The following is a 26,384-nucleotide window of genomic DNA, read 5'->3' on the forward strand; positions in this document are numbered from 1 at the left end:
TTGCGCTCCAGTCGGCTCATTTGACACTGAGTCGAGAGCCATCGGACGGCGCGGAGAATCTTGCCAGGCAGTTCATGTGAACCCGGAGCTTCGTCAGCGAAGGCTTGCGTCGATTGCAATGCCATCTTGTTTCACCGTTGTTGGGTGATCCAGAACAACTTCAATTTGGTTTGGTCACCACCATGATGGAGTCTTCAATCGCATTCAGGCTGTGCAGCTCCTCCGGAGGAAGAAACAGCATCGTGCCGGGCGTCATCGTGTGGGTTTCGCCCATCGTCGTGAACTCGACTTTCCCGGCCACGCACTGAACGGTGATGTCCTTGGCCGCCTTGTGTTCGGGGATCGCTTTGCCGGCTGTCAGCACCAGCCGCATTACGTTCATCGGCTCGGTCTTAATGAGCAGCTTTGGTTTCGGCTGGTCGTTGGTGCCGATGTCGTGAAGGTCGATCAATTGACCGGCAGCAGTTGTGCCTGTCATTTCGCTTTGCTTTCTTAGAGAGTAATTGTCATCCAGATGGCCGAGGCGATGGTTCCAGCCACCAAGGTCCATCCAACGCGTTTGAGTTGTTTGGCGTGAGGCGGATCGTGCATGAGGTGCCAAGACATCAAGAGCATCGGCAGCGTTGCAATCGGCAACGCAAACGCACGAAAGGTCAGATAGCCAACTAGAATCGAAAGCCCAGCTACGGCAATCCAGTGAATCATTCTTGACTGACGTTTCTGTGCCGCGATCACGCCGCGGACGGTCATCGTCGTCGCCGCAAAACCGATCAGCCAATCGCACCAAGCTTCCATGGTTGACGATGTGGAAAGGTCACCTGCCAGCAAGATCGGCATGCATGGAGCGGACAACGCGATGACACCCCAAAGCTGCCTGCCAAGTGTGCGATGGTTGCCGGCGATCGCAAGTGCAAAACTAGCCGCTGCAAGCACGCCACATCCAATCAGGGACCAATGCACGCTAGTGGTTCCCTCCGTCATCGCGATCACGCCACAAGTCAATGTCGCGGCAAGTAGCAAGCCAAGTCGCCTACGCGCGGTAGGTGTTGATCGCTGAGCACGATTGCCGCGATGTCCGATCGCGACCAACAGGGGTTCGTGGGCCAAGAATCCCGCCACAGAGGCGACGGCAACACAAAGTCCAGCCAGGGTGGTGCCAGCCAGGACCAACGACGTGATCATTGGAATCCCAAGGATCGCGTAAGCACCATGTTCCTTCGGTTTTAGTTTGGTGGCTGGTTGTGCTGGCATCTACTTCGCGATGTTGGGGATGACCGTACTCATGGTTTTAATAAACGGAAACCGAGGCATTGGAATGTGAATGTGTTTCCCCATGTCTCACTGGCTCTTGCGTCTCAGCGGCAGATTCTCTCAAGCCCGCGAGAATGCGAACCGCCGCCTTCTGCCCGCTTTCAATGCATCCGGGTACGCCGACACCCGACAGGAAACTTCCTGCCAAAGCCAACGTTGAATGATGCATCAGTTGTTCATTGATCTCCGCAATCCGTTCTTGGTGGCCAACGTGGTATTGCGGCATCGCGTTTGACTGGCGAGTGAGATGACTCAGCAGCGGGGCGCCGCCGATTTGCAACAAGTCAGCGAGTTCGGCATGAGCCAATTCGATCAATTGCTGATCAGGCAGGCGAAGCAACTCCGGCTGCATCGCACCACCAACGAACACTCTCATTAACACCGTGCCCTCTGGTGCTCGGCCTTCATGCTTCTGACTCGAAAAACTACACGAAAGGATCCGGCGGTTTTCAACGCTCGGAACCACAAAGCCAAATGAGTTCATTGGCGTCTTGATTTGGTCGCGGCGAAACGCAAACGAAACGACCGCGCAGCTGGCGTACGCGATTCGCCCGAGCCGCCGCGTCATGTTCGCATCGACACACTGCAACATCGCAGCAGCGTGATGAGCGGGCGATGCAACCACGACCGCATCAGCAGTCGACCGGCGACCGTTTCGATCCTCAATCAACCAAGCCGATCTCGTTTTGGTCAGATTTGAAATCGGAGAATTCAAATGAACCGATCCGCTGGGCAAGCTGTCTCCCAAAGCACTGATCAAGCGTGACATGCCACCGCGCAGACTCATGAATTGGCTGTACCGTGCCCCGCCCCGGTTTTCGGCCGCTTGCTTTTGCTTTCGGCGTCCTGCCATCCTGCCGCGAATCAAACTGCCGTACTTCCGTTCGATGTCCAAGAACCGAGGCATTGTCGCCGCTACGCTTAGCCGGGCTGGGTCAGCCGTGTAGATACCTCCGACCAACGGCTGCACCAATCGTTCAAACATCTCATTGCCAAAGCGGCGACAGATAAACGATTTCAACGACTCATCGTTCGTCACTTTCTTGCGTGGCACAAACAGTTCGATCCCCGACCGCAGCTTGCCCATGGGCGACAGTATCTTCGTCGCCAAGATCGGCCGGATTCGTGAAGGAGCCATCACCATGAAGCCCGGCGGAATCGGTTCGAGTTTGCCGTTGCGGACAACCATGGCTCCGCCGCCACCGGAATTCGTCTGGATCAACTCGTCCCCTAGGCCAAGGTCTCGGCACAGTTCGATAGCGGTCGGCGACGTGGTGATGAAGTTGTCAGCGGCTCATTCGATCAAGAACCCGTCTTGCTCGGTTGTCTTGATCATGCCGCCCAATCGATCGCTCGACTCGAACAATTGAACGTCGACCGTTGGATCGAGTCTGCGAAGTTGATGTGCCGTGGCGAGGCCAGAGATGCCGCCGCCAATGACGGCGGCGCGTTGATGAATGACGCGTTGATGAGTGACGGTGGAGGGCCCGTTCAAGGGCATAGGGCAGATCCTTGAAAGGCGGGAAGGAGATAGTTGCAGTCGGGTATCAAAAAGAACACCGACCACAGAGCAATGTCCAGCTTGCCGAAGCGATCGCCCATCGCTTCGATCTGGTCGACGTTGGCAGGCGTTAATGTTGTATTGATCAGCGTTTGAACGCCAAGTTCGCGAGCAATCATGTTGAAGCTCCAGGCGAATGAATCGTGTGCAATTCATCCCGCCGAATACTGTACCTGAGTGTATGCAATGAAAGCAGGGAGCTTTGCCGCGGTGAAATGTCACATGCATGTCGAGGAAAACACCAAGGGAACGGCGTCTCGTGCCCGTCGCGAGGATTGAACTGTTTCGCCTCTTCGCCATTCCTCCCATTGGACGCTCGGAGTTGCGGTCGCTCTTTAGCCAAGGAATGATCACGCGCGGTTTCTTGCCCAAGTCGACTTCGTTGGCTCGAAGCTGCAGCGGGAACCGGCCCAAGGCTTCCAGTACATCGCCATTTTTTGTTTTGGACAATTACGAACTTCTTCAAGTGATGACGATCGGACGACATGATGCGCGATGTACGCCAACTGAGAGCGGATAACGGAATAGCGTCCTTCCAGAATATCGCCCTTCAGATCGCTCACTTCGCGACTGCCAGCAGCCGTCAGATAACTCACGTCGTACTCAACGCTGTCCTCGTCCATGGTGTCAATTAGTGGTTAGGGACTATCTGATACGATGAGTAGGTCTAATGACGATTCCAAACGCCGCAAGGTTTCTTTCCCGAAGTCGCAAGTGAGCTTAGGTAACTGCGGCGCGGGCTTGCGAAAACCACACTTACATCATCAGCAGCACTTACACTGACGTGTCCGCCGACGCGATAATTTCCGCCATCTACGGTCACGACGGTAAACCGCTGGCCCAGGCATCAGATTGGGGAACTGTCGCGGTTGCCGAAATGGATTTGAACAAACCAATGCACTGTCACAGCCTCGGCGATTTCGAAGCAGAGATCCAGCGACACCGAACTGCGACGCTACAACACGCAAACGCGATCGCGAAATAGTCACACGCAATGAAGAACGTTCGTCAATCTAAAAAAATCTATTCATGAACTCCAACGCACTACGAATTGCAGCACTCACCATTGTCTGGTTGTTCACCAGTGTTTCTTCTGCCGAGGAAGCTTTGCGGCCGTGGGCGGGCAATGCGTGGTACTGGAGTTTCCACGACAAGCCCGTGCTGCTGCTTGGCGGCAGCGATGACGACAATCTGTTTCAGTGGCCCGAGGAAAAACTTCTACCGCAGCTTGACCGACTGGCAGACGCCGGCGGCAATGTCATTCGCAACACAATGAGCGACCGGAAGGACAAGGACTTCGAGCTGTATCCCTTCAAGCAAATTGACAACGGTAAGTACGATCTAAACCAATGGGACGACGAGTATTGGGCTCGATTCCAACGGATGCTGAGCGAAACGGCCAAACGCAATATCTTTGTGCAAATCGAAATCTGGGATCGCTTCGACTATGTCGACCAGAAAGGTCCCGATCGCTGGCAGATTCATCCATACAATCCACGCAACAATGTGAACTACACGTACGATGAATCTGGGTTTGCTCCGCGGTATCCCGACCACCCAGGAGCCAACAAGCAGCCGTTCTTTTTCACGACTCCCAAGCAACGCAACAACGTGGTTGTACTGAAGCATCAGCAACGTTTTGTAAACAAACTGCTGGATCATTCGCTGAAGTTTGGTCACGTGCTGTATTGCATGGACAACGAAACTAATGGCCAAGAGGAATGGGGCCGCTACTGGGCTCAGTTTGTCAAACAACGAGCGGCCAAAGAGAACAAGACAATCTTCGCCACCGAAATGTGGGACAACTGGAATCTCGCAGATGAAGAACACAAGCGAACCTTTGATCATCCCGAACTGTATGACTTCGTCGATGTTTCGCAGAACAACCACAACAAAGGTCAGAAGCACTGGGACAATTTCCTGCATGTGCGGAAGTATCTAGCAGACCAGCCGCGTCCGATGAACACGACCAAGACGTACGGAGCGACCGGCAACAAATTCGGCCACAATGATCAGGATGCGATCGAACGGTTCTGGCGACACCTACTGGCCGGAGCGGCGTCCATTCGTTTTCATCGGCCGGATTCCGGTCTGGGCTTAAACGACAGAGCGGTCGCCTGCATCAAAGCGGCCCGCAAGTTAGAGTCCTTGATCCCGCTGTGGTCCGTCGAACCGGCTGACGATTTGCTTTCTCAGCGGGATGCCAACGAAGCGTATGTTGCGGCTAAAAGCGGGGGATCGTGTGCCGTGTATTTGCCCGCCGGCGGCGAAGTTGAATTGGACTTGGCGGCGACCAGAGGGCCGCTGACAGTTCATTGGATCAACATCAACACCGGCGAGTTTGGCGCGCGGAAGAAAGTCACCGGCGGCGGCCTTGTCAAACTTTCATCGCCCGGTACCGACAACTGGGTCGCCGCCATCGTTTCTCCTTGAGCGTCCCTTCCCTTGCTGTGTGGAAGCTTGCGTTTGATTTTTTGCCCCGTTCGGCAACCGATTTCAGTTCATCCTCCATTTTCAGGTTTGGCTATGACGATGCGAATCCTTCTTCTTTTTAGCCTGACACTCTTTGCTGCACCGATTGCGGTTTCGGCGGAAGGCGAAAGGGCTCCGATTTCGCTTCACCCCGAGAATCAGCATTACTTTCAGTGGCGTGGCAAGCCCACCATCCTGGTGACGTCGGGCGAACACTACGGCGCTTTGCTGAATTTGGACTTTGACTACGTTCAGTACTTCGATGAATTGAAAGCTCATGGCTTGAATCACACACGAGTTTTCGCGGGGACCTATCGAGAAAACGAAGGCGCGTTCGGAATTACCGAAAACGTTCTCGCTCCAAAGCCAGGACGCTACATCAGTCCGTGGGCCAGAAGCAGCGAGCCGGGGAAGGCACATGGCCGCAATCGATTTGATTTGATGAAATGGGATCCCGCGTGGTTCGAGCGAGTGAAAGACTTGTTGCGGCAAGCGAGCGACCGTGGCATTGTGGTAGAGCTCACGTTGTTTTGCCCCATGTATGACGATCAGACGTGGGACATCTGCCCGATGAACGCCGTCAATAATGTCCATGGCATCGGTGCCGTGCCACGAGAAGAAGCCTTTACACTGAAACACAACGATCTGCTGGCGATTCAGATCGCAACCACGCGAAAAATTGTGCAGGAACTCGAAGAGTTCGACAATCTGTACTACGAGGTTTGTAACGAACCTTATTTCGGTGGCGTCACGATGGCATGGCAGCATCGCATCGTCGACGCGATCGTGAACACGGAAAAAGACTTCGCTCAGCGTCATCTGATTTCAATGAACATCGCCAACGGTCGCAGCAAAGTGAAGGAGCCTCATCCGGCCGTGTCTATCTTCAATTTCCACTACTGTGTACCGCCCGATACGGTTGCGATGAACTACGGGCTGAACAAGGTCATCGGAGAAAACGAAACCGGTTTTCGTGGCTCTGCCGATGTGCTGTATCGCACCGAAGCCTGGGGTTTCCTGCTCGCTGGCGGAGCGTTGTACAACAATCTTGATTACTCCTTCACCGCAAAACATCCAACCGGAACACTGCGAGACTACAAGTCGCCTGGGGGCGGCAGTGTCCAACTGAGACAGCAACTGGGGATTCTAAAACGCTTCCTAAGTGGCTTTGATTTCATCCGAATGAAGCCGAATGGTTCTCTTGTGCGCGCTGTTGAGCCGAAACTGTCGACCTACACGCTTGCGCAAAAGGGCAAAGCGTACGCCATTTACTTTCACGTTCCACTTCCCAGCAAGCCCAAAGATTTGAAGTCGCTGTTAAGGCGAGACATACAAAACTTTGGCGACGATTGATCTACCTGCTGGCAAGTGGCGTGCAGAATGGCTGGACACGAAAACCGGGGAGATCGTCAAACGCGAATCCTTTCAACACGAAGGTGGTAGCAGGCAAGTCAAATCGCCATACTTTTCCAACGACATCGCACTTCGGCTGACACCACAAGCCTGACAGCGGTGCGTTGACAGACACACTCCATATCGATGTCCTGCTCTCCGAGTCATACGATGCCTGTTTTCCAAGGGATACTCCTTCTGCTGACTGCTGCCGCCATTTTTGTGCCCGCCGTATGCACTGCCGATGAGCCAACGGCTATCGCCAGTGACCGATTCAGGCAGGCCCGTGACCATACGTTCCAATCATTCGATGCTCAGTCAGAACGAAACTGGCGGGGGACTTACTTTTTTCTGCAGCTTGCCGATACGCAATACGGAATGCTCACTGGAAACATGGGCTCTGAAAAAGAAGCGGCCCTTTCGCAACAGGCGGTTGAACACATCAATCGCCTCCGACCACGATACGTCATCGTATGCGGTGATCTAACGAACGCGACACCGAAACACGCTCGCTACGACGCGCAAGTCTCTCAGTACAAACAAGACTTTTCGGCGATAGACGAAGACATCCCTCTGGTTTGTGTTTGCGGAAATCACGACATCGGTAACCGACCGACACCAGATTCGATCACGATTTACAATCAGAATTTTGGCGACGACTATTTCTCATTTTGGGTTGGTGGCGCCTTCAACATTGTGTTGAATTCGAGCGTCCTGAAGGATCCGTCGGGAGCCCCCAACGTCCTGACTGCACAGCACGAGTGGCTGGACCTGCAGCTGGCTGCTGCGAGGAAAGCCGAGGCGAAGCACATCTTTGTCTTTCAACATCATCCGCTGTTCTTGAATCAGCCGGACGAAGCCGATCAGTACTTCAATATTCCGCTTGTCCGCCGCACTCCGCTAGTAAAGAAGTTGCAGATGGAAGACGTGCGTGCTGTTTTTGCGGGACATTATCATCGCAACTCCCACGGTCAAGCAGGAACGCTGGAGATGATCACGACCGGACCCGTGGGCAAGCCGCTTGGAAACGATGCTTCGGGGTTTCGGATTGTGACGGTGCATGAAGATCACATTCGGCATCAATACTATGGATTGGATGACGTCCCACAGTCCGTCGACTTGCAGCCCATTCCTCAAGTCACCCAGCCAACTGCTAACGATTGAGATTCTTGGCTGTCAATGTGCCGCCGCGCATCGTTTTCGTGATTCAACCCGCGGGAGTTTGAATTTCGTCACCGAGTCAACACTACTGCGGTTGCAGTAAAAGCTGCACGCCGTCGACGACCACGAAGCCATCCGTGTTTCGATTCGATACGGTCACCATCAGGCAATCGTTGACACGAAACTTGCCCAGTGACGAACCGACCGCCGTGGCTTTGCGTTGGTTGACCGTCAGCTCTTTCGCCTCGTCGCCCACCGAAACCGTCACCGGAGTCGTAGTGGATCGGTTGGAAGACGCAACATACAGCAGGTTGACTTCGTAGGTGCCAGGTTGCGGGACACTGATTTTGAAGGTCGCCGTTTTCTCGCCCTTTCCAGTGTTGCCATCATGAAGGTAGGCCGGGCCAAAGACAGGAGACAGCGTGCCGGCCGTCCATGCTCCGGCAGTTTGTGCATCCTTGTCATCGGTCACTAGGCCGGTAAGCATTTTGGCAGGTTTGTGCACGGGCGTTTGATCCCATGTCAGTCGCTGGGCGTCGCGTGCCAGTTTGGCCCTTAACGCTGGATAGTCCACTTTCTGCACAGCGATCTTTTCGGTAATCGCCATTGCTGCAGCCGTACCGGCACTTTGGCCCAAAATCATGAACACCGGTTCCATCCGAATCGATCCATATGCAACGTGCGACGACGAAAGACAAACCGGCACCAATAGGTTGTCGCATTCACTTTCTCGTGGAACGATCGCGCGGTACGAAACGGGATACGGCTTCGCGAAGCCATGCCCAAAACCGCCTTCTTTTCGCACTGTCTGGACTCCGTTTTCTTCGATGACGACGCGCTGACAAAAGTGAGAATCCATTGGGTACGACGCCAGACCCACGGAATCGGTAACGACCCGCCGTGATTCGCAGTCCGCCTGGGTGACGACATAGTCAGACACCATGCGTCGGCCTTCCCGTACATACAATTGATGCGGCCAGAATCCCGTTTCCTTAAACTCCTGCGGGTCGAGTCCCCAGGCACGCACTCGTGTCCGCAGTTCATCCGGGACGCGAGGATCGTTTGCCAGGAAGTACATCAATCCTTGCTGGTAGTTGACGTGGTCCTGGAAAATGCGTTCACGCAGTTCGTACAATTCGCGCGGCGGCATCGGAAGTCCGCGGCGTGGTGGAGATGTTTTTGCAAACGAACCTGGCAGGTAGGTGCCGTCGGGCCAGCGATAATTGCCGCCGACATAGTCCGACGAGAAACTACCGGCGTTGTTGCTGTCGCCTCTTCGCATCTGCACAGGCCCATCGGTCAACGCAGCCGTTGTGTAGTCCAAACGCCACTCGACGCGTTCATCGAAATTCAGAAAATGGGCCAACAAGGCGTAGCGTTCCGCGTCGTAGCCACGAGGTTTCGGGAATGCGATTCTGTCGTCGCCGCGTGAAAGTTGAATTCGGAAATTGTAAGCCTGCACTTTGAAGTCGCCGTCGCCCCGTTTTCCAGCAGTCTCAGAGGCGATTTCGGGCAACAGCCCTGATGCCGGATCATCAGGAATCACAAAGGGGCTCAGCGGAAGTCGGCAAAACTGGTAAACGTTTTTCCACGACACTGTCTGCCATTGCCCGCCCAAAGATTCGTCATAAGCTGACGCGGGTTCTCGGCCCACGCGGTAGGAAACACTCGCTGCGGCCAGCAGATCGCCTTCATACGTACTGTCAATAAACATGGCCGCACGCACGGTCTCGCCGGTTTCCATCGTGGCGGACACCAGCCGGTTCTGCTGCATTTCCACTGACTGCAATGCGCGTTTCAGAAGTACCTTGACCCCCGCTTCATCCAGCATTTTTCGGAACAGAGTTTCCGCCGCCGACGGACGATAGTCGCGAGCTTTGCCGATGCGGTTGTAGAATTCCAAGGCCAACCCGCCGATCGAATCTTTCCTGCCCAGATCCGTGGCCGTCAATCCGCCGGACGTCATTCCTCCAACGTGGCGGTTAAATGAAAACAGAACCGTGGCCTTGCCTTCCCGCGCGGCCTGAATGGCAGCCGTCACTCCCGCCGGAGTCCCACCGTACACGGCAACATCGCACTCGATCAATTTGGACTGCCCCGGCTCCCTCTGTTCGTAGTAGCGCGGCTCGCTAGCACTGGTCTTGTTGTGGAAACTGGACGGCTGCACAGCTGCGCTCGCAACAAAAGCGATCAGCCAGACAGCGTGCTTGGGGATATGTATTTGATGGAGCATGGATTGAGTGTCTGTAGCCTTGGGCACTTGGTCGCGACGACTGTTCAGTCGACGGGCCGACGAAAGGGGCCGACGAAGGGGCCGACGAAGAGGCCGACGAAGAGGCGAGCATGGTTCGTGTGATTGTAACGACATCGGGGGCATTGCCTGCCATTCGCTGTGCCCAATCGATCGTTCCCGCGCTGACCGACCTGCCGATACGGGAAATAGGTTCCCAGAGTCCTGTCGGCACATGCTAAATTGATTCGCCGGGGGGGATCCCTTGAACCAATCAATGTGCTTCAAAAGTCGGAAAACAACTCATGATATTTGGTCGCTTTCAGTGGCAGTCGCTTGCTGCACATCTTCTGCTTGGCGGGTTCGTTTTTGCAATCGCGGGATTACCGCTCAGCGCTCAGGCCGAGCATGATGGAGAACTCCAAATTCTGTTGCTCGGCGATAGCACCACGGAAGGCAGCGTGCCGCGGCGATTGAAGCCCGAGGGGCCTCATCTAGAGCAAGTGCTGGAGCACCTATTGGCAGCCGAAGACGATTTGCCTGCGTGCCAAGTCATCAATTCGAGCCAAGGTGGCGAAACGATCCGCCGACTATTGGATTCCGGACGCTACGAACGCAACGGAGCAGAATTGCCAGGGCTGGACTACATTTTCATTCGCTACGGGATCAACGATCGAGCGAAGATTGAAAATTTCGTCGAGAATTTCCCCAAGCACTTTGCTGAACTGTGCGAACGATTGCGCAAGGATCATCCCAGCGCTGAACTGATCCCGATGACCGTGATCCCGTTCTCTAGTGAAGCCGCCAGCGAAGAGATTAACAACCTGATTCGCCAAGCCGCAGCTGAGAGACACTTGGAGGTCTTTGACATTTACCCTCGCTACGCCCAAGAGTTGAGCAAAGGCCCCAATATGCTCAATTACCGTCGCTACGCCTTGGACAAAATCCCTGCCAAGTATCGCGAGTTGGTCCAGCCGTTTGTGCACGGCGCGAAGGTGGAAGTAATGGGCAACGAACTGGATGCCATTCTGGGCGGATTGCCGGGCTGGTATTCGGATCGGCACCCCAACTTGGCGGGATACAATGTGATCGCCGACGCAACGGCCAAGTACCTTGCCAAACGTCTGCGCGAAAAACAAACGGAGCGCGCCAGCACAACTCAATCAAGTCCAGTCGAACTCAGCCCAACAAAGTAAGGCTCAGCATCATCAATGCTCGCTCGGCAGTGATGCTCACCATCTATTCTTTTACAACATCCGCCAGATAGACGGCCGTAATCGTTCGGCCGTCTTTGCTTTCGTGGCTGGAATACCAAGACACCAGACCGTGTTTGGAGTCGATTTGGACGAATCCGGGATACGAATTGTCGCCACCGCTGGGAAGTTCTGCGATCGACTTCAAGTCATTGTCGACCAACCAGTAGAGCGCCATCTTTGGCCCCGCATCCGTGTTGCGACGTCCGCCAACCAGCAGTTGGTCTCCCCACTTCGCCAACAACGGCCCTCCCACAAAAAGCGGCAATTGCCCTCGCTTCCACGTCACGTATGGCGGCCGGGACCGCGCCAACTGTGACGTCGCCCCTTTCTCGCGACTCAGTGCCAGAATGGTTTTGTCCGAGAGCATCTGAAACGCCGTCTCGTTTCCCTTTTGCGTCTGGAAGAGCGACCGGAATCGCCAATTGAGTCCATCATTGCTCGCTAACAGAGCACCTTCCAAAATCGACGCGCCTCCCGCGCCAGATTCGGCTTCGGAGTATCCACTCTTACGTCTCGCACAAAGGTAAGCCGTGTCTCCATCCGTCACGGCCCGCCAAATGTAATGACCGTAGGTGCCTTCAAGTTGTTGCGGACCGTTCCACGTCTTGCCGTCGTCAGTCCATACGGCAAAGCCGAGGTGTTTGTTAACGTCATATTTGTCGCGAGCCAGCTTGCCGTCCCCGCTGTACCAAGTGCCGGTGTAGATGAAGAGTTTTCCCTTAAAGGACAAGAAATGTGGATCGCGGGTGTCACGCAGGGGAACGGAAAATCGATGCGCAGTTTGCCAGGTCTTTGCATCATTGCTGCTAAGCACAACGATCGATGAGGTTGACGACACCATGTGCCCGTCCGGGCAACTTCGGAACGTGAGCCAGTATTTTCCCTGCCAGCGGATCAGATCCGTAAATGCGTTGTGTTCACCATTGTGAAACACTTGTCGCACATTTTCCACTCGCACGGTAGGCAAATCATCGTCAGCAACAGCGGATGGCGGACAATCTGCAAGCCAAATGATGGCGATCGAAACAAGTGCAACGATCGGACGTCGCTGTCGAGGAAAACGCATGGATCAGTGACTCAGGTTAGGCGGCGGGAGGTCGTTTGGTTGCGGCGAGCTCCATTGTCTGGCAATGCAGTCTCAGTCGATGAAAAAGAATTCAGTTGGCCACGAAAACCCAGGCCAACGGATGCTTTCAGATCATCTTCAACCAGCAATGATGCAACGGAAAGCTTATGGCGTTAGTTGGGATGCGTCGGTTGAATCGTCTTCGTGTGTCAGAGGCTTGATCTGCAACGTCTGAATCCACTGAGCGATCATCTTTACAGCCTCGCGGTCAACGACTGATGTCGACAGTGGAGGCATCTGGCCGCGACCACGCTGATTGATTCGGTGCAGCAGCACGGACGCCATGGGGTCGGATGGCTTGATCAGCTTTGCATCCGGCAGGTCAAATGAACCGTGAAGGGGAACCGTATTTACCGTGCGCGTCTTATCAAGCGACGTCGCGAAGGACAGCACAAGATCTGAATTGCCGCCGCCTTCCTTGACATGACAGTTGGCGCAGTTGGCGTGTAGATAGGAACGCACGCGCGTTTCCAGTGGCTCGGTCGTATCGGTGGGCTTGGGCAGTCTTGGCATCTCGTGAAACGATGTTGAAAATTCAAAAGGTGCCGCTTTTTCGACCGAGCTGGTTTTGGTTTGCGCATCCTCTTTGTCTGCCGCACTATGAAACAACCCAAGCTGTTTAAAACGTTCCAGTTGCGGCACGGCGTGTCCGTCGATCTGTAGGTCCAGATTTGTTTGCTGCACCGACAGCCCCAATACATAGTCTTGGGCACGGCTGTGGCACACCATGCATTCTGCTCGACTGGGATAGTGCCATGTTTGACGCGACACGCCGCCGTCGGATTCCGGCGAACGCACATCGAATTTGCGATCGATGCCCGACGCATCAACCAAGACCGCATCGGTCTGTTGTTCGTTCCACTCATAGGAATAGCCGTACCACTCACCGCCCTGGCGAGCAAGCAACCGAGTTTCGATCCGAGTCAGTGCTCCGTTGTTGCGACTAGCAATCGGCAACGCAAAGGTTTTCACCAAAACGGTTCCATCGGGGAAGTCCCAGCTCTTCGCTGTTTGAAACTCAACGGTTTTGTCTCCCGGTAATCCGATGAATCGTTCCTTGCTGGCTCCATCGGACCACAGCGGTGAATTGATTGTGTACGGAATCAGGCCCGGGTGAACGCGATTTTTTACCGTGGATTCATAGACGCCGGTTTGGCTTAGCAGACGTGGAAAGTCGCTGGATTGTTTTTGCTTTGATGGCACCAGTCGATACAGGCCGCTGCCGTGGTCGGCAATCAGCAGTTCGCCGTCGTGATCGATGCCGAAGCCAGCGATCTGGAGAGACGTTCTTGCGACCAAGAAATGGGACGTCACCGATTTGCCGTCCCACTTCGCTGCCCAAATCATACCGGTTGAATAGTCACCGTAGACGTAGTGGCCGTAAAGCAGTGGATGGGCCTTTCCGTAGTAGACATGGCCGCCGGTCAATGACCGTGCTTCGGAATGGGGGTGTTCGATCGTCGGCACCACGATCGGCGTTGGTCCGCGCTGGCGATTCGGTTGAAACGGTTGGCTGCCTTCGGTGATGCTCCAACCGTAGTTTTCTCCTCGACGAACGACTTGTACGGTTTCCCAGAGATCCTGGCCGTTGATTCCAGCCCATAGATCACCCGTCTTTGTGTCGATAGAAATTCGCCACGGGTTACGCAAACCGTAGGCCCAGATTTCCGGCCGCGCGTCCTTGATCGTTAGAAACGGGTTGTCCGTTGGAATGGAATACGGCTTTTCTGCGGTTGGCTGATCGACGTCAATCCGCAACATTGATCCCGGCAACGTCGTAAGATCTTGACCGGCGTGGTTTGCGTCCGAATCGGATGTGCCGTCGCCCGTTGATACAAAAAGCATGCCGTCTTTCGCAAAAACCAAATCGCCACCGTTGTGCCCGTTCGAGGGCCATTCGATGATCGTCGTTTGCGATTCGGGCTGACAGTCAAATGGTGCGGTTCGCGACACGTGAAATCGCAGCACCCGAGTGCATACTTTGTCCAACGCAGCGGACCGTCCATTGCAACCGACGTACATGAATCCGTTCTGCTGAAAGTCCGGATGAAAAGCGACTCCGTAGATGATGTCGTCCAGCACCAGGAACTCCGACAACTGACTGCTTGGATCGTCTGGCGTGAACCGCAGCAAACGCCCCGGCCCTCCGTAGTCTCCTTTGTGGACATGCACCAGCAAGTCCTTCGTGCCGGGCAAAGCCGTGACACTCATCGGTTTAGGAAAGTCGAGGTGTGTGAAGACCTGAGTCGTCTCCAGCGGCGGTGGCGGATCGGGAAAACCGACGACGCGAGATTCCGTCCAAAGGACTCGGTCGAAATCAGCCGATTCGACTGGCAGCGAACAGAAACAACAGGCTGCAAGAGCAACCCAGGCGAGACCGCGTTTTTGAAACGGCAAAAGCGTGATCATCATGTGCATTGCGTTGACGGAGAGTTTCATCACTGCCTCTCAATTTTCGACGAACGTGATGATTGGAAAAATCTCGGGAATGTGCGAGTCCCAGACTCCGTGCTTTCCCAGAGCCCAACCGCCCGAATCGACGGCAGGCTTGGCGGCCTTGTATTTGTTAAACCGAAACAGATCGATGCCCCACTTGTCACCCGGCTTTGGCGGTAAAGCTCGGTTGTCGCCTTTGGCTAACCACTTCATCTCCTGCCAAGGAAACGCAAGCTCGACGGTCCAGCCCTGGTCGACGTCCGAATCGTCGTTCAGTGTTCCATTGATGTGCACGGCCGATTTGAAATTGGGAAAGTCGTAACCCAGAAAGGCTAGCCGCTTGCCGCGGGGATGGTTCTTCAGACCCACACCATCAAAGATCTGTTTCTTGGGAGCATCGGCTTTCAGTTGAGGATCCTGGTCATACCCGTCACGCAGGTAGGCGTCTTGCCACACGAAAAAGCCCTCGTAGACCGTTGCGTGGGCATTGATTTCAAATTCGTAGTAGGAGTCCTTTCCGGCAATGAAGACTTCCACATCATTATCGTAGTAGATGGGGGCATCACGCTTGAGATACTTGGCATCAACATTGGGTTCATTGATCCAAAAGCCAACGTACAAATAGTCGTCGTCCCACAAAATCGCAGCCCGGGTGTCGTGCATCGTTTCTTTACCGCTGATCAAGTCGACGAACGGCGACGTCTTCTCGCAAGTCTTCCAAACGGCGTCATCCAGGCGACCATCGATGATGGGGGCAGTCGTCGCACGCCGAGCCGAATAGCGAGGCAAGTCTTGGGCTGGAACCAGCGACTCTGGAAACTGCAGTTCTGAAGATGGCGATTTAGCAGGTGGCGATACTGCAGATGGGGCAGGAACACTGACGTTCACCACGCTTGAGAAACTGAGTCGCGGATCGCCGCGCTGCTGCAACGTCTTTGACAACGTTGCGATGGTCCGCTCGACCAAACCATCGTACAGCACTTGGTCGCCGCACTTGACTGTGACCGGTTTGCCAAGGTCGATGAATTGGTCGTCCAGGTAGACATCGACCGGCATCGCATTCGAAGCCGTCAGTTGGATGGTTTGCTCGCTTGCTTGGGCGACTAACTGCGTTCCCTTCTTGGCATCTTTTGCATCGACGCCCAGCCAGTAGAAATTTGAATGCGTCACGTCGTCTTGCACCCACACGATCTTCTTTGGCGTCGTATTGCGAGTGTGCTTTGCCATCCAAGCAAGTGCGACAGCGTCTTCGCGATCCATCCAGTGGCCTTTGTCAGGGTAGATTTTTGCGAAATGCTGGTAGCCGTCGGGGTCTGCCTTGTGAAGTTCGGCTAGTTTCGTCTTCCAGTTCGCAGCGATCGTGTTTCGCTTGTAAGCGGAGTCCTTGCCACCGACCTGGAGCGCGAACGGAACGTTTCGCAATCCAAGCGGCGAAGTTTCGTTGGGATGCCCGGCCATCATCGAGGCCGCTGCCCAGCGGTCAGACATGCGCGGCGCAAGTTGGTAGACGCCGTCGCCGCCCGCCGAATAACCCATCAAGTACACGCGATCCCAGCTGACATCCTCCAACGCAACCATGTTTTCAATCAGTCGTACAAATAACGGGTCGATGTGCCCCTGATGCCAGAGGTTCCATGTGTCGGTCGGGCCACGCGGCGCGACGTACACTCCTTCAGTGGGTTGATAAAGCCGTTTTTGGTTTTCCCATTGTCGGTCGTTCACGGTTTTGGGGGCTCCGCCGCCGCCATGCATGGAAATGTACAGACTGCGACCACCGACAGGTTTCTCGCCGAACACTTCATAGTGAAAGGGCATTCTAAATTCACCGTGCGTCAACATGCGTGCCTTCATTTCTTCCGCACGCGACTTGCGGAGATCCTTTAATCGATCCTCTGCCAGCAGGCCTCGAACCGTGGCGGCGTCTTCGCTGGTCAATGCGACTTTGGCAAACGGCTCTCTGGTGATCTCTCCCCGGTCGTCAACGGCGGTGGTCAGAAACGTCGCTAGCGATTCCACGGCATCCGCCGACGCTTTGTTGGTTGATCGGATCTTCTTCGATTTCGTGGGGCGTGATTGCGATTCTGGCGGCGCGTCCGTGCCAGTCATCTGGAAGGAATGCAGTTGTTGATTCGTTTTGGGGGTGATGGTTTCGCTCTTCGCGTCAGGCCCGTCGCCGAGCAAAATCGTGTACGTGTGGTTTTGTTTCAGGGGAACATGAAGATGGTCGTTCGTGTCGAACCCGTCGTCGTTGGTTTTGCCGTCGAAGACGATGTCGTTTCCATCCATAATTCGAAGTGGCGAACAGATACGTTGACGGTCTGATCCGTAGACGACAAAGAGTGCGTCGACGGATCCTTTTGGCAAATCTTTTTGAAGTGCCACGTAACGATCGGTCACATTGACGGCGGGAATGAATTTGATCCTGCGGTTCCACACGCAAGGAAACGACAGGGGCGTGTCTTTGAAGCTTGTTGCATAGATCGCATTCGCCGCGGATGCCCTGTCAGCTTTGGCTGCGCGAGCTACAAACCAGCCCTTGTCCAATTCGGTGCCCGTCGGTTCTGCGGCGCCCGTGAAGTGCCAGCCGTTGTCCCAAATTTCGACCCACGAATGGTTGCCCGACCCATTGGACCACATCGGTGTGCCAACGAATCGTGCTGGGATCCCTACCGAACGACAAGCATCAATCAAAATCACCGACAAACCGGTGCAAGACGCTAGGCCACATTCAATGGATTCCATTGGGCTTTGGTCAGCTTTAACTCGTTTGGTCGAATACTTCACTCCGATTTGCTTGAACAGTTTTTGGTTGATCATCGCTGCTGCTTCGGATGCGTTCTTCGCGTCCTTTACCATGGGCAAGCAGCGTTTGCGAAAGTCGGCTCGCCAGTTGTCGCGGCGCTCATTGATACTTGCATACGGCAGCACATCATTGAGGAACAGTTCAAGCGGGACATCCCGAGCCCACGCGTCGGTTTGGCGAGACAGATACGCGAGCCGTGTGTTCTCGAGCAGAAAATCGGCACTCAAGGACTGTAGATCTTGCACGGGCATATGGAGCACCAAAAACTCCATGCCTTTGCGCGATTGAATCGGTGCCTCGGCAATCGCTCGCGCAATCTCGTCTCGATTGTCACCCGCTAGGTCCAGCCGATCACGGAGTGGATCGGCTAATGCATGCGCCGGTCCCAGAATCAACAGCAACAGAAAAGCGAACGCAAAAACGGACTGATTCATGAACCCACCTGCCATTGATTCTTGGCCCAGGGGGGCGCAACGAAGATCGTTGCTCGTCAGCGGGAACCCCCGTGCCAGTCATCATTGTGTCTGATTCCGAGCGCCAGTCAACTTGAAGGCAAAATCGGGGCTGTACATCTGGGACCCCAGGATGATTCGATTCGTATTGGGATTCGATGTGTGTTGGCCGAACGCCGGACTCTTGATCTGTGTCTGCCCGGTCACCGGCGGCATCGGTGACTTCCGTCCGTTCGCGCAGGTTTCAACCTTTGTAGTCGTGCTCAGGCCATCGCCGGGGCTGGTGTCAAAGCGAGCGTACGAGAGACCGGTGCCGTTGGAAAATGGGCTCTACTGTCTCCCGTGTTTCAACACCTGCAATGACGTAATGCTACTTGAAAAGCGAACGGGCGCGGATCATGATCAGAATCACGAATCGACCGATACACCCCGACCAGTCTAAAGCCATCGCATGACGAAAATCCGATTCAAGTTTGTATTTGTGTTCTCTGCAGTGTGGCTGAGTTTCCTTGGGCTCTGTTCATTTGGGCTCTGTCTATTTGGTCTGGGGACACTTAATCTGTTCGCTCAAGAATCACCGTCCGTGCACCCGATTCGCATGGTTGGCAATCCGAGTGTGTCGCCTGATGGCGGTCGCATTGCGTTCTCGTGGATTGGCGAGATTTGGTCGGCCAACATCGACGGCAGCGATGTTCAGCGTCTGACCGTGAATGACGCGACCGAGGGCCAGCCGATCTTTTCGCCCGACGGGGATCGAATCGCCTTTGTTAGCGATCGTACCGGTTCGAAGCAGATCTTTGTCATGTCATCCGACGGTTCCGGCGTACGGCAAGCGACGTTTCACTCGGCCGGCTACGAACTGAGTGATTGGTTTCCAGATGGAAAGCATGTATTGGCGCTCGGAAGTCGCGATCACTTCTATCGTGATGCGACGCGGATGATCAAAGTCAACGTGCAAGAGAGAAAGCAAGAAGTCGTCCTGGCCAATGCGATGGCGGAGTACGCACGAGTTTCGCCCAACGGCAAGAAAATCTTGTTCACGCGAGAAGGCGAACGTTGGTGGCGGAAGGGCTACGAAGGCGCACGATCCTCCCAAATCTGGATGCTGGACCTGATGTCTGGAGAATTCAGCGAAGTCATCCGTGAGAACGTGGAATGCATGTGGCCAACTTGGATGGCGGATAGCAAGGGGTTCTATTTTACGAAGGGCACGCTGCATGGATCGGACTTGTGGCATTACCGCTTTGCAAAGAAGGCCAGTAAACCCGGCAAGCAAAAATCCATCCACGCCTTTGCGGATGATTCAATCGTCTTCCCGGCGATTTCCAGTGACGGTGACACGCTGGTGTTCCGCCATCTCTTTGATCTGTATTCAATGGACCTCAACAAGGGTGATCAGCGTGCAGATCAACCCAGCAAGATCGAGCTGTCGGTCAGTGATGATGTCGATCTGCCAGCACAACAGCTGCGTCGTGAGTGGTCTGACGCAACCGATGTCGCCTTTACAAAGGACGGTTTGGAAATCGCATTCATTGCCGGCGGTGATGTTTGGGTGATGGACACCGTCTTAAGAGAACCGCGGCGCGTGACGTCGACCGATGGCTATGAAGAAGACATTCAGTTCTCCCCCGACGGAAACGAACTCTGGTTCGTTGCGACCACCGACGGTCAGCCTGACATCTACCGAGCCACTCGAACGGACAGCGAAAAGTATTGGTGGCAGAACGACGAATTCCAGCTGGAGGAAATGACGCACGACGCCCATGTCGAAAGTGATCTGCGGTTCACGCCCGATGGCAAGCATCTGGTGATGCAACAAGGACGCGGTAATCTTGTCTCCATGGATCTGGAGTTCAAGAAAAAGTCTTCACTGGTCAAGGGTTTTAGTGGTATCGACTTTGACCTATCGCCCGACGGTCGCTGGATTGCTTACTCCCAAGAAGACGACAATTTTAACCGCGAGATTTGGATCTCCAAACTGGATGGCAGCATCGATCCGGTAAATGTTTCTCGGCATCCCGACAACGATCGCAATCCCAAATTCTCTGCCGATGGAAAGCTGCTCGCCTTTACCGGACGCCGCGTCGATTCGGAAGTGGACATCTACTACGTGTACCTTCAAGAAGCCGACGATGATGAAACATCGCGTGAACGAAAGATCGACGAAGCCGTTGAATTGATCGAAAAGAGTCGCAAGAAAGAGCTAGCGAAGAAGAAGGGCAACTCGAAAACGAATGCGTCGGATAAGGAAGACGCCAAGGAGAAGTCGTCCAGCGACGATGATGAATCATCGGACAAAGATGAAGATGCCGATGATACCCTCGGCGAAGAAAATAAGGATCAAGAAAAAATCCACGTCGACTTGGATCGCATTCACGAGCGTCTACGAAAGGTCTCGATCTCCAATAGCTCCGAGGGTGGTCTGTTGTTCGCGCCCGAGGGGCAAAAGCTGGCGTTTCGTGCCAGGATCGATGGCAAGGACGGTTGGTACACCGTCGAATTTCCCAAAGAGATGAAACCGAAGCTACTGACCACCAACACCGGATCGTCAGCGGTTTGGTTCAAGAAAGCGGACGGCATCTTGTTCTTGCGCAATGGCTCGCCGGCCAAAATTGACAAGTCCGGCAAGCTGGAGACGTACGCTTTTAAGGTGCCTCAGCTGGCTGCGCGTTCAGGATGGTTGAAAGCCGGTTTTGAAAAAGCTTGGCTGACGATGCGGGAAGCCTGGTACGACGATCGGTTCGCCAACCACAACTGGGATCAAATTCGGCGTAAGTATGCTCCTGTCGCCGCACAAATGCACGACACGGCAGGGCTGGAGCAAGTGGTCCAGCTGATGCTGGGCGAACTGAATGGTTCGCACTTAGGCTTCTACCCCAGGGATGCATCTCCGGAAAACAAAGTCGAGGGATGGGAGGACGTCACGGCGCATTTGGGCGTGAGATTCCAGGACGACTTTCAAGGCCCAGGCTTGATGATCCGTGACGTCTTGAAAGATGGCCCCGCTGATCGTGCACAGAGTCGCCTTGCCGCCGGCGATGTCATTCTCTCGATTGATGGCACAGCCGTCGATCCAGCGATGGACCTAACCACACGCTTGAACGGCCGACTTGATCGCGACATCACACTGAGCGTGAAACGCGAGGGCAAAGGCCCCGACGCAGGGAAGGACGCAGATAAGGAAGATGACAACGATGACGCAGAAGACAAAGAAGATGAAGAGCACAAGAACGACGACGCAGAATTCGACGTTGCGATTCGTCCGATCTCCTACGCAGCCGCCCGTTCGCTTCTTTACGAGCATTGGTTGGATCACAATCGTGCGATGGTCGAAAAAGGTAGCGACGGCAAGATTGGCTACCTGCATATCCGTGCGATGAACATGTCCAGCTTCTACGAATTCGAGCGTCAGCTTTACAACGTGGGATACGGTCGGGAGGGATTGGTGATTGATGTCCGCGACAACGGCGGAGGATCAACGACCGACCTCTTGTTGACCGCCCTGACCCAACCGCGTCACGCGATCACTCAGCCGCGCGGCGGAGGCCAAGGCTATCCGCATGACCGAGCCGTCTTTGCATCATGGTCAAAGCCAATCATCGTGCTGTGCAATCAGAACAGCTACAGCAACGCAGAAATCTTCTCGCACGCCATCAAGACCTTGGGTCGAGGCAAAGTCATCGGAGTTCAAACCGCGGGCGGTGTCGTCAGCACAGGATCGGCCACGATCAATGACGTCGGTCGAATTCGAGTGCCGTTTCGCGGCTGGTTCTTGCTCGGCGATGGCGAAGACATGGAACGAAACGGCTGCCTACCGCACGAAGTCATCTGGCCAAAGCCAGCCGAGATCCCCCAAGGAATCGACCGCCAGCTAGACCGCGCCATCGAAAGCTTGCGAGACGAAATAGGCGAAGGCCAGCCACCAAGGAAGCTCAAGTACGCTTCCGAGCGAGATGCCAAATAGAGTTCGTGAAAGCGGGCTGCGACGATGACATGTCGCGGTCAGGCGTTGGCAAAGCGTGCCCAGCGAAGGCCAGAGAACCAACGGTCGATGAAACCGGTGCGGGCCAAGTAGACGTCAACAGAGCCTCCGGTGTCGGCCACCGGTGCGCCGCAAGTGCGAAGCGAAAAATGACCGCCGTCCTCCGTCCCGCATGATTCGCCGAAAAGAGGAATCCGATCAAGAATCCTGCAATAGTTTTGGCGACGAACCAGAGAACATCGTCGTCGGATAGTTTGTGGTTCCGTTAGTTTGGTATAATCGAGTCTTAAATCGGGGAGCGAGCGGGATGATCAAGCAAGGTCACAGCGTTCGATGCAAGCAGACCGCAAGATTGGGAACGACGGAAACGATGGCGGCATGGTCCAGGTCAAGTTTGACGATGAAACATTGCGAAACGCTCGATCAACTCGTTGCCAGGGCACGAAGGAGCGAGAAGAGAAGTACGGCATGAACTAGTGAGACAGCATGAAACGCACCAATGATGATGACGAAAAGAATGGACAAATCCGACGGCCGTCTATAACGCTCCTCGAAGATGTACCGACACCGAAAGATGCTTTTGGAGCTCACCAGCGATTAGCCGACACAATCGCTGACCTGATTGAATCTGAACAAGGAGGCAAAGCAGTTGCCCTGGAAGGCGGCTGGGGTTCCGGAAAATCCAGCGTCGTTGAAATGCTCAGCAAGAAACTTGCTGACAGAACGAAGGGCACCACGCGGGTATTGGTATTCGACGCTTGGTCTCACGAAGGCGATCCACTTCGCCGAGTATTCCTCGAGCAGTTGATGACCTATTGCAGGACTGACCTTGATTCTAGCCGCACCGAGCACTGGGACAACCGCACACGCACAGAGATCGTCGGAAAGTCACGCGAAACTGATCAGACGTCGGTTCCGGTGCTGCGATCACCTTGGCCACTCGCTGCGCTCGCCCTGCTTACGTTGTTCCCGGTCGCTCTTGCGATTGTCGCGGGGCTATTTCGCAGAAATCAGCTCGATCAGTATGAACAATCGATTCTGATCGTCGCTCTATTTGTTGCTTTGTGCGTCCCGGGTTTAATGCTCGTGCTCTTCGCTTACTGCGTGCAGTGGCCGCTATTAACAAAGGCAAAGAAGAAACTCTCTGACAAGTTTGAGTGGATCAACCCACCACGACAGCAAAAGAAAAAACTGGCAGATGCGGGACGCATGATCTCGCTTTACGCAAAGAAGATCGACGAAACGACGAGCACAACGACTCACGAAACCCTTGGGCCAACTTCCATAGAATTTCAAAGGTTTTTCTGTGACCTGCTTGCCGAGTACCTTGCGCAACCTGACAGGAAGCTGGTTCTTGTCCTAGACAATCTCGATCGGGTGCCCACGGAAACAGCCCGCTCTTTGTGGTCGACGCTTCGTGTCTTTGCCGAATGCTGCGAGAACAAAGAGAACGAGTCATGGGCAGGCAGGGTGTGGTTCGTTGTTCCTTATGACCCCGCATCCGCTCGCAGGCTCTGGGACGACGGGCTGCAGAGCGAATTCGAGCACGAAAACGAACCAGACGATGCCAACGCTCCTTCAGTGCCGAAGCTTTCAGCAGCTTTTTTAGACAAGACATTCCAAATTCGATTCGACGTGCCACCACTGCTCTTAGAAGACTGGAAAGACTACCTCTGCGAATTAGTCTTCACGGCACTTGGAGATACTGCGAGTGACGAAACAGAGGTTCACAAAGTTTATCTGCTTTCGCGGTATCTTGCCGAACAGAAGCGGAGGCCCCCGACACCTCGCCACTTAAAGCTGTACGTGAACGACGTCGGTGCACTATGCAGGCGTTTTGATGGAAAGTTCCCCGTGTCACACATGGCTCTGTACACGATTCTACGACGTCAGGGGCGTGACGTCAGAGCGTGGTTGCTGAATGCGAAGGAGGAGCATGAACTCTTTGAGCAAAAACTAAACGACGACGACTTCATGCTATCTCTCTGTGCGATGGTGTTTGGCACTACTGATCGCGAACGAGCGCGTGACTTGTTGCTTCGATCGCCTATCGAAGCTGCTCTAGCAAATGGTAAGAGTGATGACCTAAACCAGCTATCCAAAGTCCATGGTTTCTGGCCAGTGATGGAGATAGTCTGTGGCGAATCGGCATCAACATTCGGTACGGAAGATGCCCGCGTGGTGAATTCTCTCGCGGCGGTTGAATCCAGCGATCTACTTACATCAACTCAGCAAGAAACAGCCGCGTTGAAACGATTCTTGGAGTCATTGGTTGCGGAAGCAAAATGGAACAAACTTGACAAAAACACAAGTGAAGGCATTGCCATTGCCCACCGGCTTGGCCTTGCTCACAGCATCGTTCAGGCTGCCCTTGGGCGACTTGCAAGCTTGACATCGAAAGAAGACTTGTCGGAACTCGATGTCGATGAATGGATCAGCGGTATGCAGTGGATCGCCACAGAATGCTCGTCCGAGGATCTGGAACGATCGTTTGACGCCCAAGTGACGCTCACCGCGTCCGATGATTCAACAAAGCTGCTGAGCAAGTTGGGATCGCTTGATCCATCGAGTCGAAGAAACGTCGCCTCCATGATTAAGGTTTCCGGGTCGGCGGGTGAGCTAGTCGATGGGATTGCTCCAGCACCAACTGTTGAGTTTACCCGAGCGAATGCTGATGCAATTCGCGGGCTGATTTCAATTCCGTCATCCGGAATCAGTGTTGAATCTACTTCAAACGCTGTTGCGGCGCGTCTGCGGAACGAAGAGGAGCTTACAAAGCCCGAAATTGATCGTCACGTTAATGTGCTTGTGGATTTGGAATCCCGCTTCGGCCACATCGAAGCGATTCAGAAGCTTGCAGAAGACGCGATACTTTTCCGACGAATCAAGAATTGTGAAAAGAAGCTTGACTCACGACCGGTGGGAGAACTCTTTCGCTGGTCAATTCGCTTCTACTCGTTTAGCAAGCGACCATCAGCACCCACCAATGCTCCAGAAGGATACGATCTTGCGGCGAAGATCGCGACGAATCCGGCTGAATACGAAATTGCAGTCAAGCCTGTCCTCAATCAATTGACAACCGGTGATAGCAACTACCTGCTCAACTCAATTCTTTGCGAAGTAAACGTAATCCCGCAATTTGTCGGGCACGTAATTGATGCTTTGCGAAAGCGAGACGAACTGGGGCTTGTTCTGGGTCCAAATTGCTACGTTAACAGAGTTCCGGATATTGAAACTCATTGCTCGGCGAAAGCAAATCCAGGAATCGATGAGTTCACTGACGAATTGCTCCAGACGGAATGGTTCGTCGAAAACTTGAGCAAGTTGAAACCAACCGATGACAATCTACCTGGCATCATTCGTTTGACGAATCGAGATGCGTTATCAAAGAACGTGACTTTCCGTGACACTATCTGTGAGTTCTTAAACCAAATCACATCTGATGACTGGGTTAAATCGATAAAGTCCCAGGACGATAGGTATCAGCTGCTCGTTGCTGTCCGGAGGCAGATTGGGGACTTCACATTAGGTGAAGCAGCCAGTGAAGGGTTGGAGTCAATTCTTAACGAAACGATCGATGGAGAAACAGCAATCAATCCAGTCCCAGACGACTGGAGTGTTGTTCTCGATGCAATCCCTGAGAACCAACGCATGACTCGAGCCAGCAGAGTCGTGGAATCATCTGACGCTCCTGGAAAGTTGCTTTGGAAAGCGATTCCGCTTTGTTATGAACCGCTTAAATCTGCTGCACTCGGTCATTCAGAAGAGTCTTTTCTACGAAACGCTCTGATTCCAATTCTGCAAGAAGGCGACGATCTGGCTCATGAATGGTTAGCGGACGTCGTTGTAGATAGTCCTGCGTGGTGGCCCAATACACCCGATCACGATAAGGAAACTCTGAGCCAAACACTTAACGATGTTTTCGGTTCGTCCTCCGACGACCGCAAGACCATATTGAAAAAAATTGCGGTCGCGTTGGACATTGTGCTGGAGAGTCCCGAGCCGGATGCGTCGGAAGCCACTGCTGAGGAATAGGCAGTTTTTAAGTCATCGTTCTCGGTAGATTCGTAACCCGCTTCGGACAGGGCCGATCGATTGTTTCAACACTCCGGTGGCCGACACCAAAGTGAACTGGCCGATGAAACCGGTCTCGCAGACCGCGCGGCGAATGCATGCCACCGGTCGATGAAACCGGAGCGTCG

16 protein-coding genes and 1 pseudogene are annotated in these 26,384 nt (G+C 54.3%); 8 read left to right on the plus strand and 9 right to left on the minus strand.

Going from position 1 to position 26,384, the window contains the following annotated elements; all coding sequences use genetic code 11:
- Nucleotides 1-160: 160 nt before the first annotated feature.
- The 5 genes and pseudogenes from K239x_RS07550 to K239x_RS07575 all read right to left on the minus strand — a co-directional run bounded on the left by K239x_RS07550 (nt 161) and on the right by K239x_RS07575 (nt 3,495).
- Entirely contained in the window at nt 161-550 is a 390-nt protein-coding gene (locus K239x_RS07550; protein ID WP_419189788.1) for a cupin domain-containing protein, read from the minus strand.
- A complete protein-coding gene (locus tag K239x_RS07555) occupies nt 493-1,251 on the minus strand; it encodes a YwiC-like family protein (RefSeq protein ID WP_145417188.1) in 759 nt (252 codons plus the stop codon). The genes K239x_RS07550 and K239x_RS07555 overlap by 58 nt, the downstream gene beginning before the upstream one ends.
- A 37-nt stretch (nt 1,252-1,288) precedes the next feature.
- Nucleotides 1,289-2,812 (minus strand): annotated as a pseudogene (gene hemG / locus K239x_RS07560) (protoporphyrinogen oxidase).
- On the minus strand, nt 2,803-2,991 hold the full coding sequence (locus K239x_RS07570) for a hypothetical protein (RefSeq protein WP_419189789.1): 189 nt from the start codon (nt 2,989-2,991) through the stop codon (nt 2,803-2,805). The pseudogene hemG and the gene K239x_RS07570 overlap by 10 nt, the downstream one beginning before the upstream one ends.
- 231 nt (nt 2,992-3,222) lie before the next feature.
- Complete coding sequence (locus K239x_RS07575; RefSeq protein WP_145417193.1) at nt 3,223-3,495, minus strand: hypothetical protein; 273 nt, start codon at nt 3,493-3,495, stop codon at nt 3,223-3,225.
- 161 nt (nt 3,496-3,656) lie between these two features.
- On the opposite strand from K239x_RS07575, the gene K239x_RS07580 reads away from it, so the two are divergent.
- The 4 genes from K239x_RS07580 to K239x_RS07595 all read left to right on the plus strand — a co-directional run bounded on the left by K239x_RS07580 (nt 3,657) and on the right by K239x_RS07595 (nt 7,900).
- Nucleotides 3,657-3,857: a hypothetical protein gene (locus K239x_RS07580; protein ID WP_419189790.1), complete on the plus strand. Its 201-nt coding sequence runs from the start codon at nt 3,657-3,659 to the stop codon at nt 3,855-3,857.
- Between the two features lie 44 nt (nt 3,858-3,901).
- Nucleotides 3,902-5,305 carry a hypothetical protein gene (locus tag K239x_RS07585; RefSeq protein WP_145417196.1) on the plus strand — a complete coding sequence of 468 codons (1,404 nt, stop codon included), beginning with the start codon at nt 3,902-3,904 and terminating at the stop codon, nt 5,303-5,305.
- 99 nt (nt 5,306-5,404) lie between these two features.
- Nucleotides 5,405-6,697, plus strand: coding sequence for a hypothetical protein (locus K239x_RS07590; protein WP_419189791.1), 1,293 nt, complete (start codon nt 5,405-5,407; stop codon nt 6,695-6,697).
- 210 nt (nt 6,698-6,907) lie between these two features.
- Complete coding sequence (locus K239x_RS07595) at nt 6,908-7,900, plus strand: serine/threonine-protein phosphatase CPPED1 (RefSeq protein WP_145417200.1); 993 nt, start codon at nt 6,908-6,910, stop codon at nt 7,898-7,900.
- An 82-nt stretch (nt 7,901-7,982) separates the two neighbouring features.
- Here K239x_RS07595 and K239x_RS07600 read toward each other — a convergent pair whose 3' ends face one another.
- On the minus strand, nt 7,983-10,130 hold the full coding sequence (locus tag K239x_RS07600) for an FAD-dependent oxidoreductase (protein ID WP_419189792.1): 2,148 nt from the start codon (nt 10,128-10,130) through the stop codon (nt 7,983-7,985).
- A gap of 302 nt (nt 10,131-10,432) precedes the next feature.
- Here K239x_RS07600 and K239x_RS07605 point away from each other — a divergent pair, with 302 nt between their 5' ends.
- Nucleotides 10,433-11,323, plus strand: a complete 891-nt coding sequence (locus K239x_RS07605; protein ID WP_145417204.1) for an SGNH/GDSL hydrolase family protein — start codon at nt 10,433-10,435, stop codon at nt 11,321-11,323.
- A 43-nt stretch (nt 11,324-11,366) separates the two neighbouring features.
- Here the strand turns inward: K239x_RS07605 and K239x_RS07610 are convergent, their stop codons facing one another.
- From K239x_RS07610 to K239x_RS07620, 3 genes are all read right to left on the minus strand, one after another.
- Nucleotides 11,367-12,449 carry a hypothetical protein gene (locus tag K239x_RS07610; RefSeq protein WP_145417206.1) on the minus strand — a complete coding sequence of 361 codons (1,083 nt, stop codon included), beginning with the start codon at nt 12,447-12,449 and terminating at the stop codon, nt 11,367-11,369.
- Nucleotides 12,450-12,614: 165 nt separating this feature from the next.
- The gene (locus K239x_RS07615; protein ID WP_145417208.1) at nt 12,615-14,948 is read right to left on the minus strand and encodes a PQQ-dependent sugar dehydrogenase; all 2,334 of its coding nucleotides are present in this window, start codon (nt 14,946-14,948) and stop codon (nt 12,615-12,617) included.
- Between the two features lie 9 nt (nt 14,949-14,957).
- Entirely contained in the window at nt 14,958-18,182 is a 3,225-nt protein-coding gene (locus K239x_RS07620) for a transglutaminase domain-containing protein (RefSeq protein ID WP_145417210.1), read from the minus strand.
- A 469-nt stretch (nt 18,183-18,651) separates the two neighbouring features.
- Between K239x_RS07620 and K239x_RS07625 the strand changes: the two genes are divergently transcribed.
- From K239x_RS07625 to K239x_RS07630, 3 genes are all read left to right on the plus strand, one after another.
- A complete protein-coding gene (locus K239x_RS07625; RefSeq protein WP_145417212.1) occupies nt 18,652-22,164 on the plus strand; it encodes a S41 family peptidase in 3,513 nt (1,170 codons plus the stop codon).
- A gap of 351 nt (nt 22,165-22,515) precedes the next feature.
- Nucleotides 22,516-22,659, plus strand: coding sequence for a hypothetical protein (locus K239x_RS28325; protein ID WP_419189793.1), 144 nt, complete (start codon nt 22,516-22,518; stop codon nt 22,657-22,659).
- Nucleotides 22,660-22,668: 9 nt separating this feature from the next.
- Nucleotides 22,669-26,217, plus strand: coding sequence for a P-loop NTPase fold protein (locus K239x_RS07630; RefSeq protein WP_145417213.1), 3,549 nt, complete (start codon nt 22,669-22,671; stop codon nt 26,215-26,217).
- Nucleotides 26,218-26,384 lie beyond the last annotated feature (167 nt).

The organism is Stieleria marina (genome assembly GCA_007741555.1).
Lineage (GTDB): Bacteria > Planctomycetota > Planctomycetia > Pirellulales > Pirellulaceae > K23-9.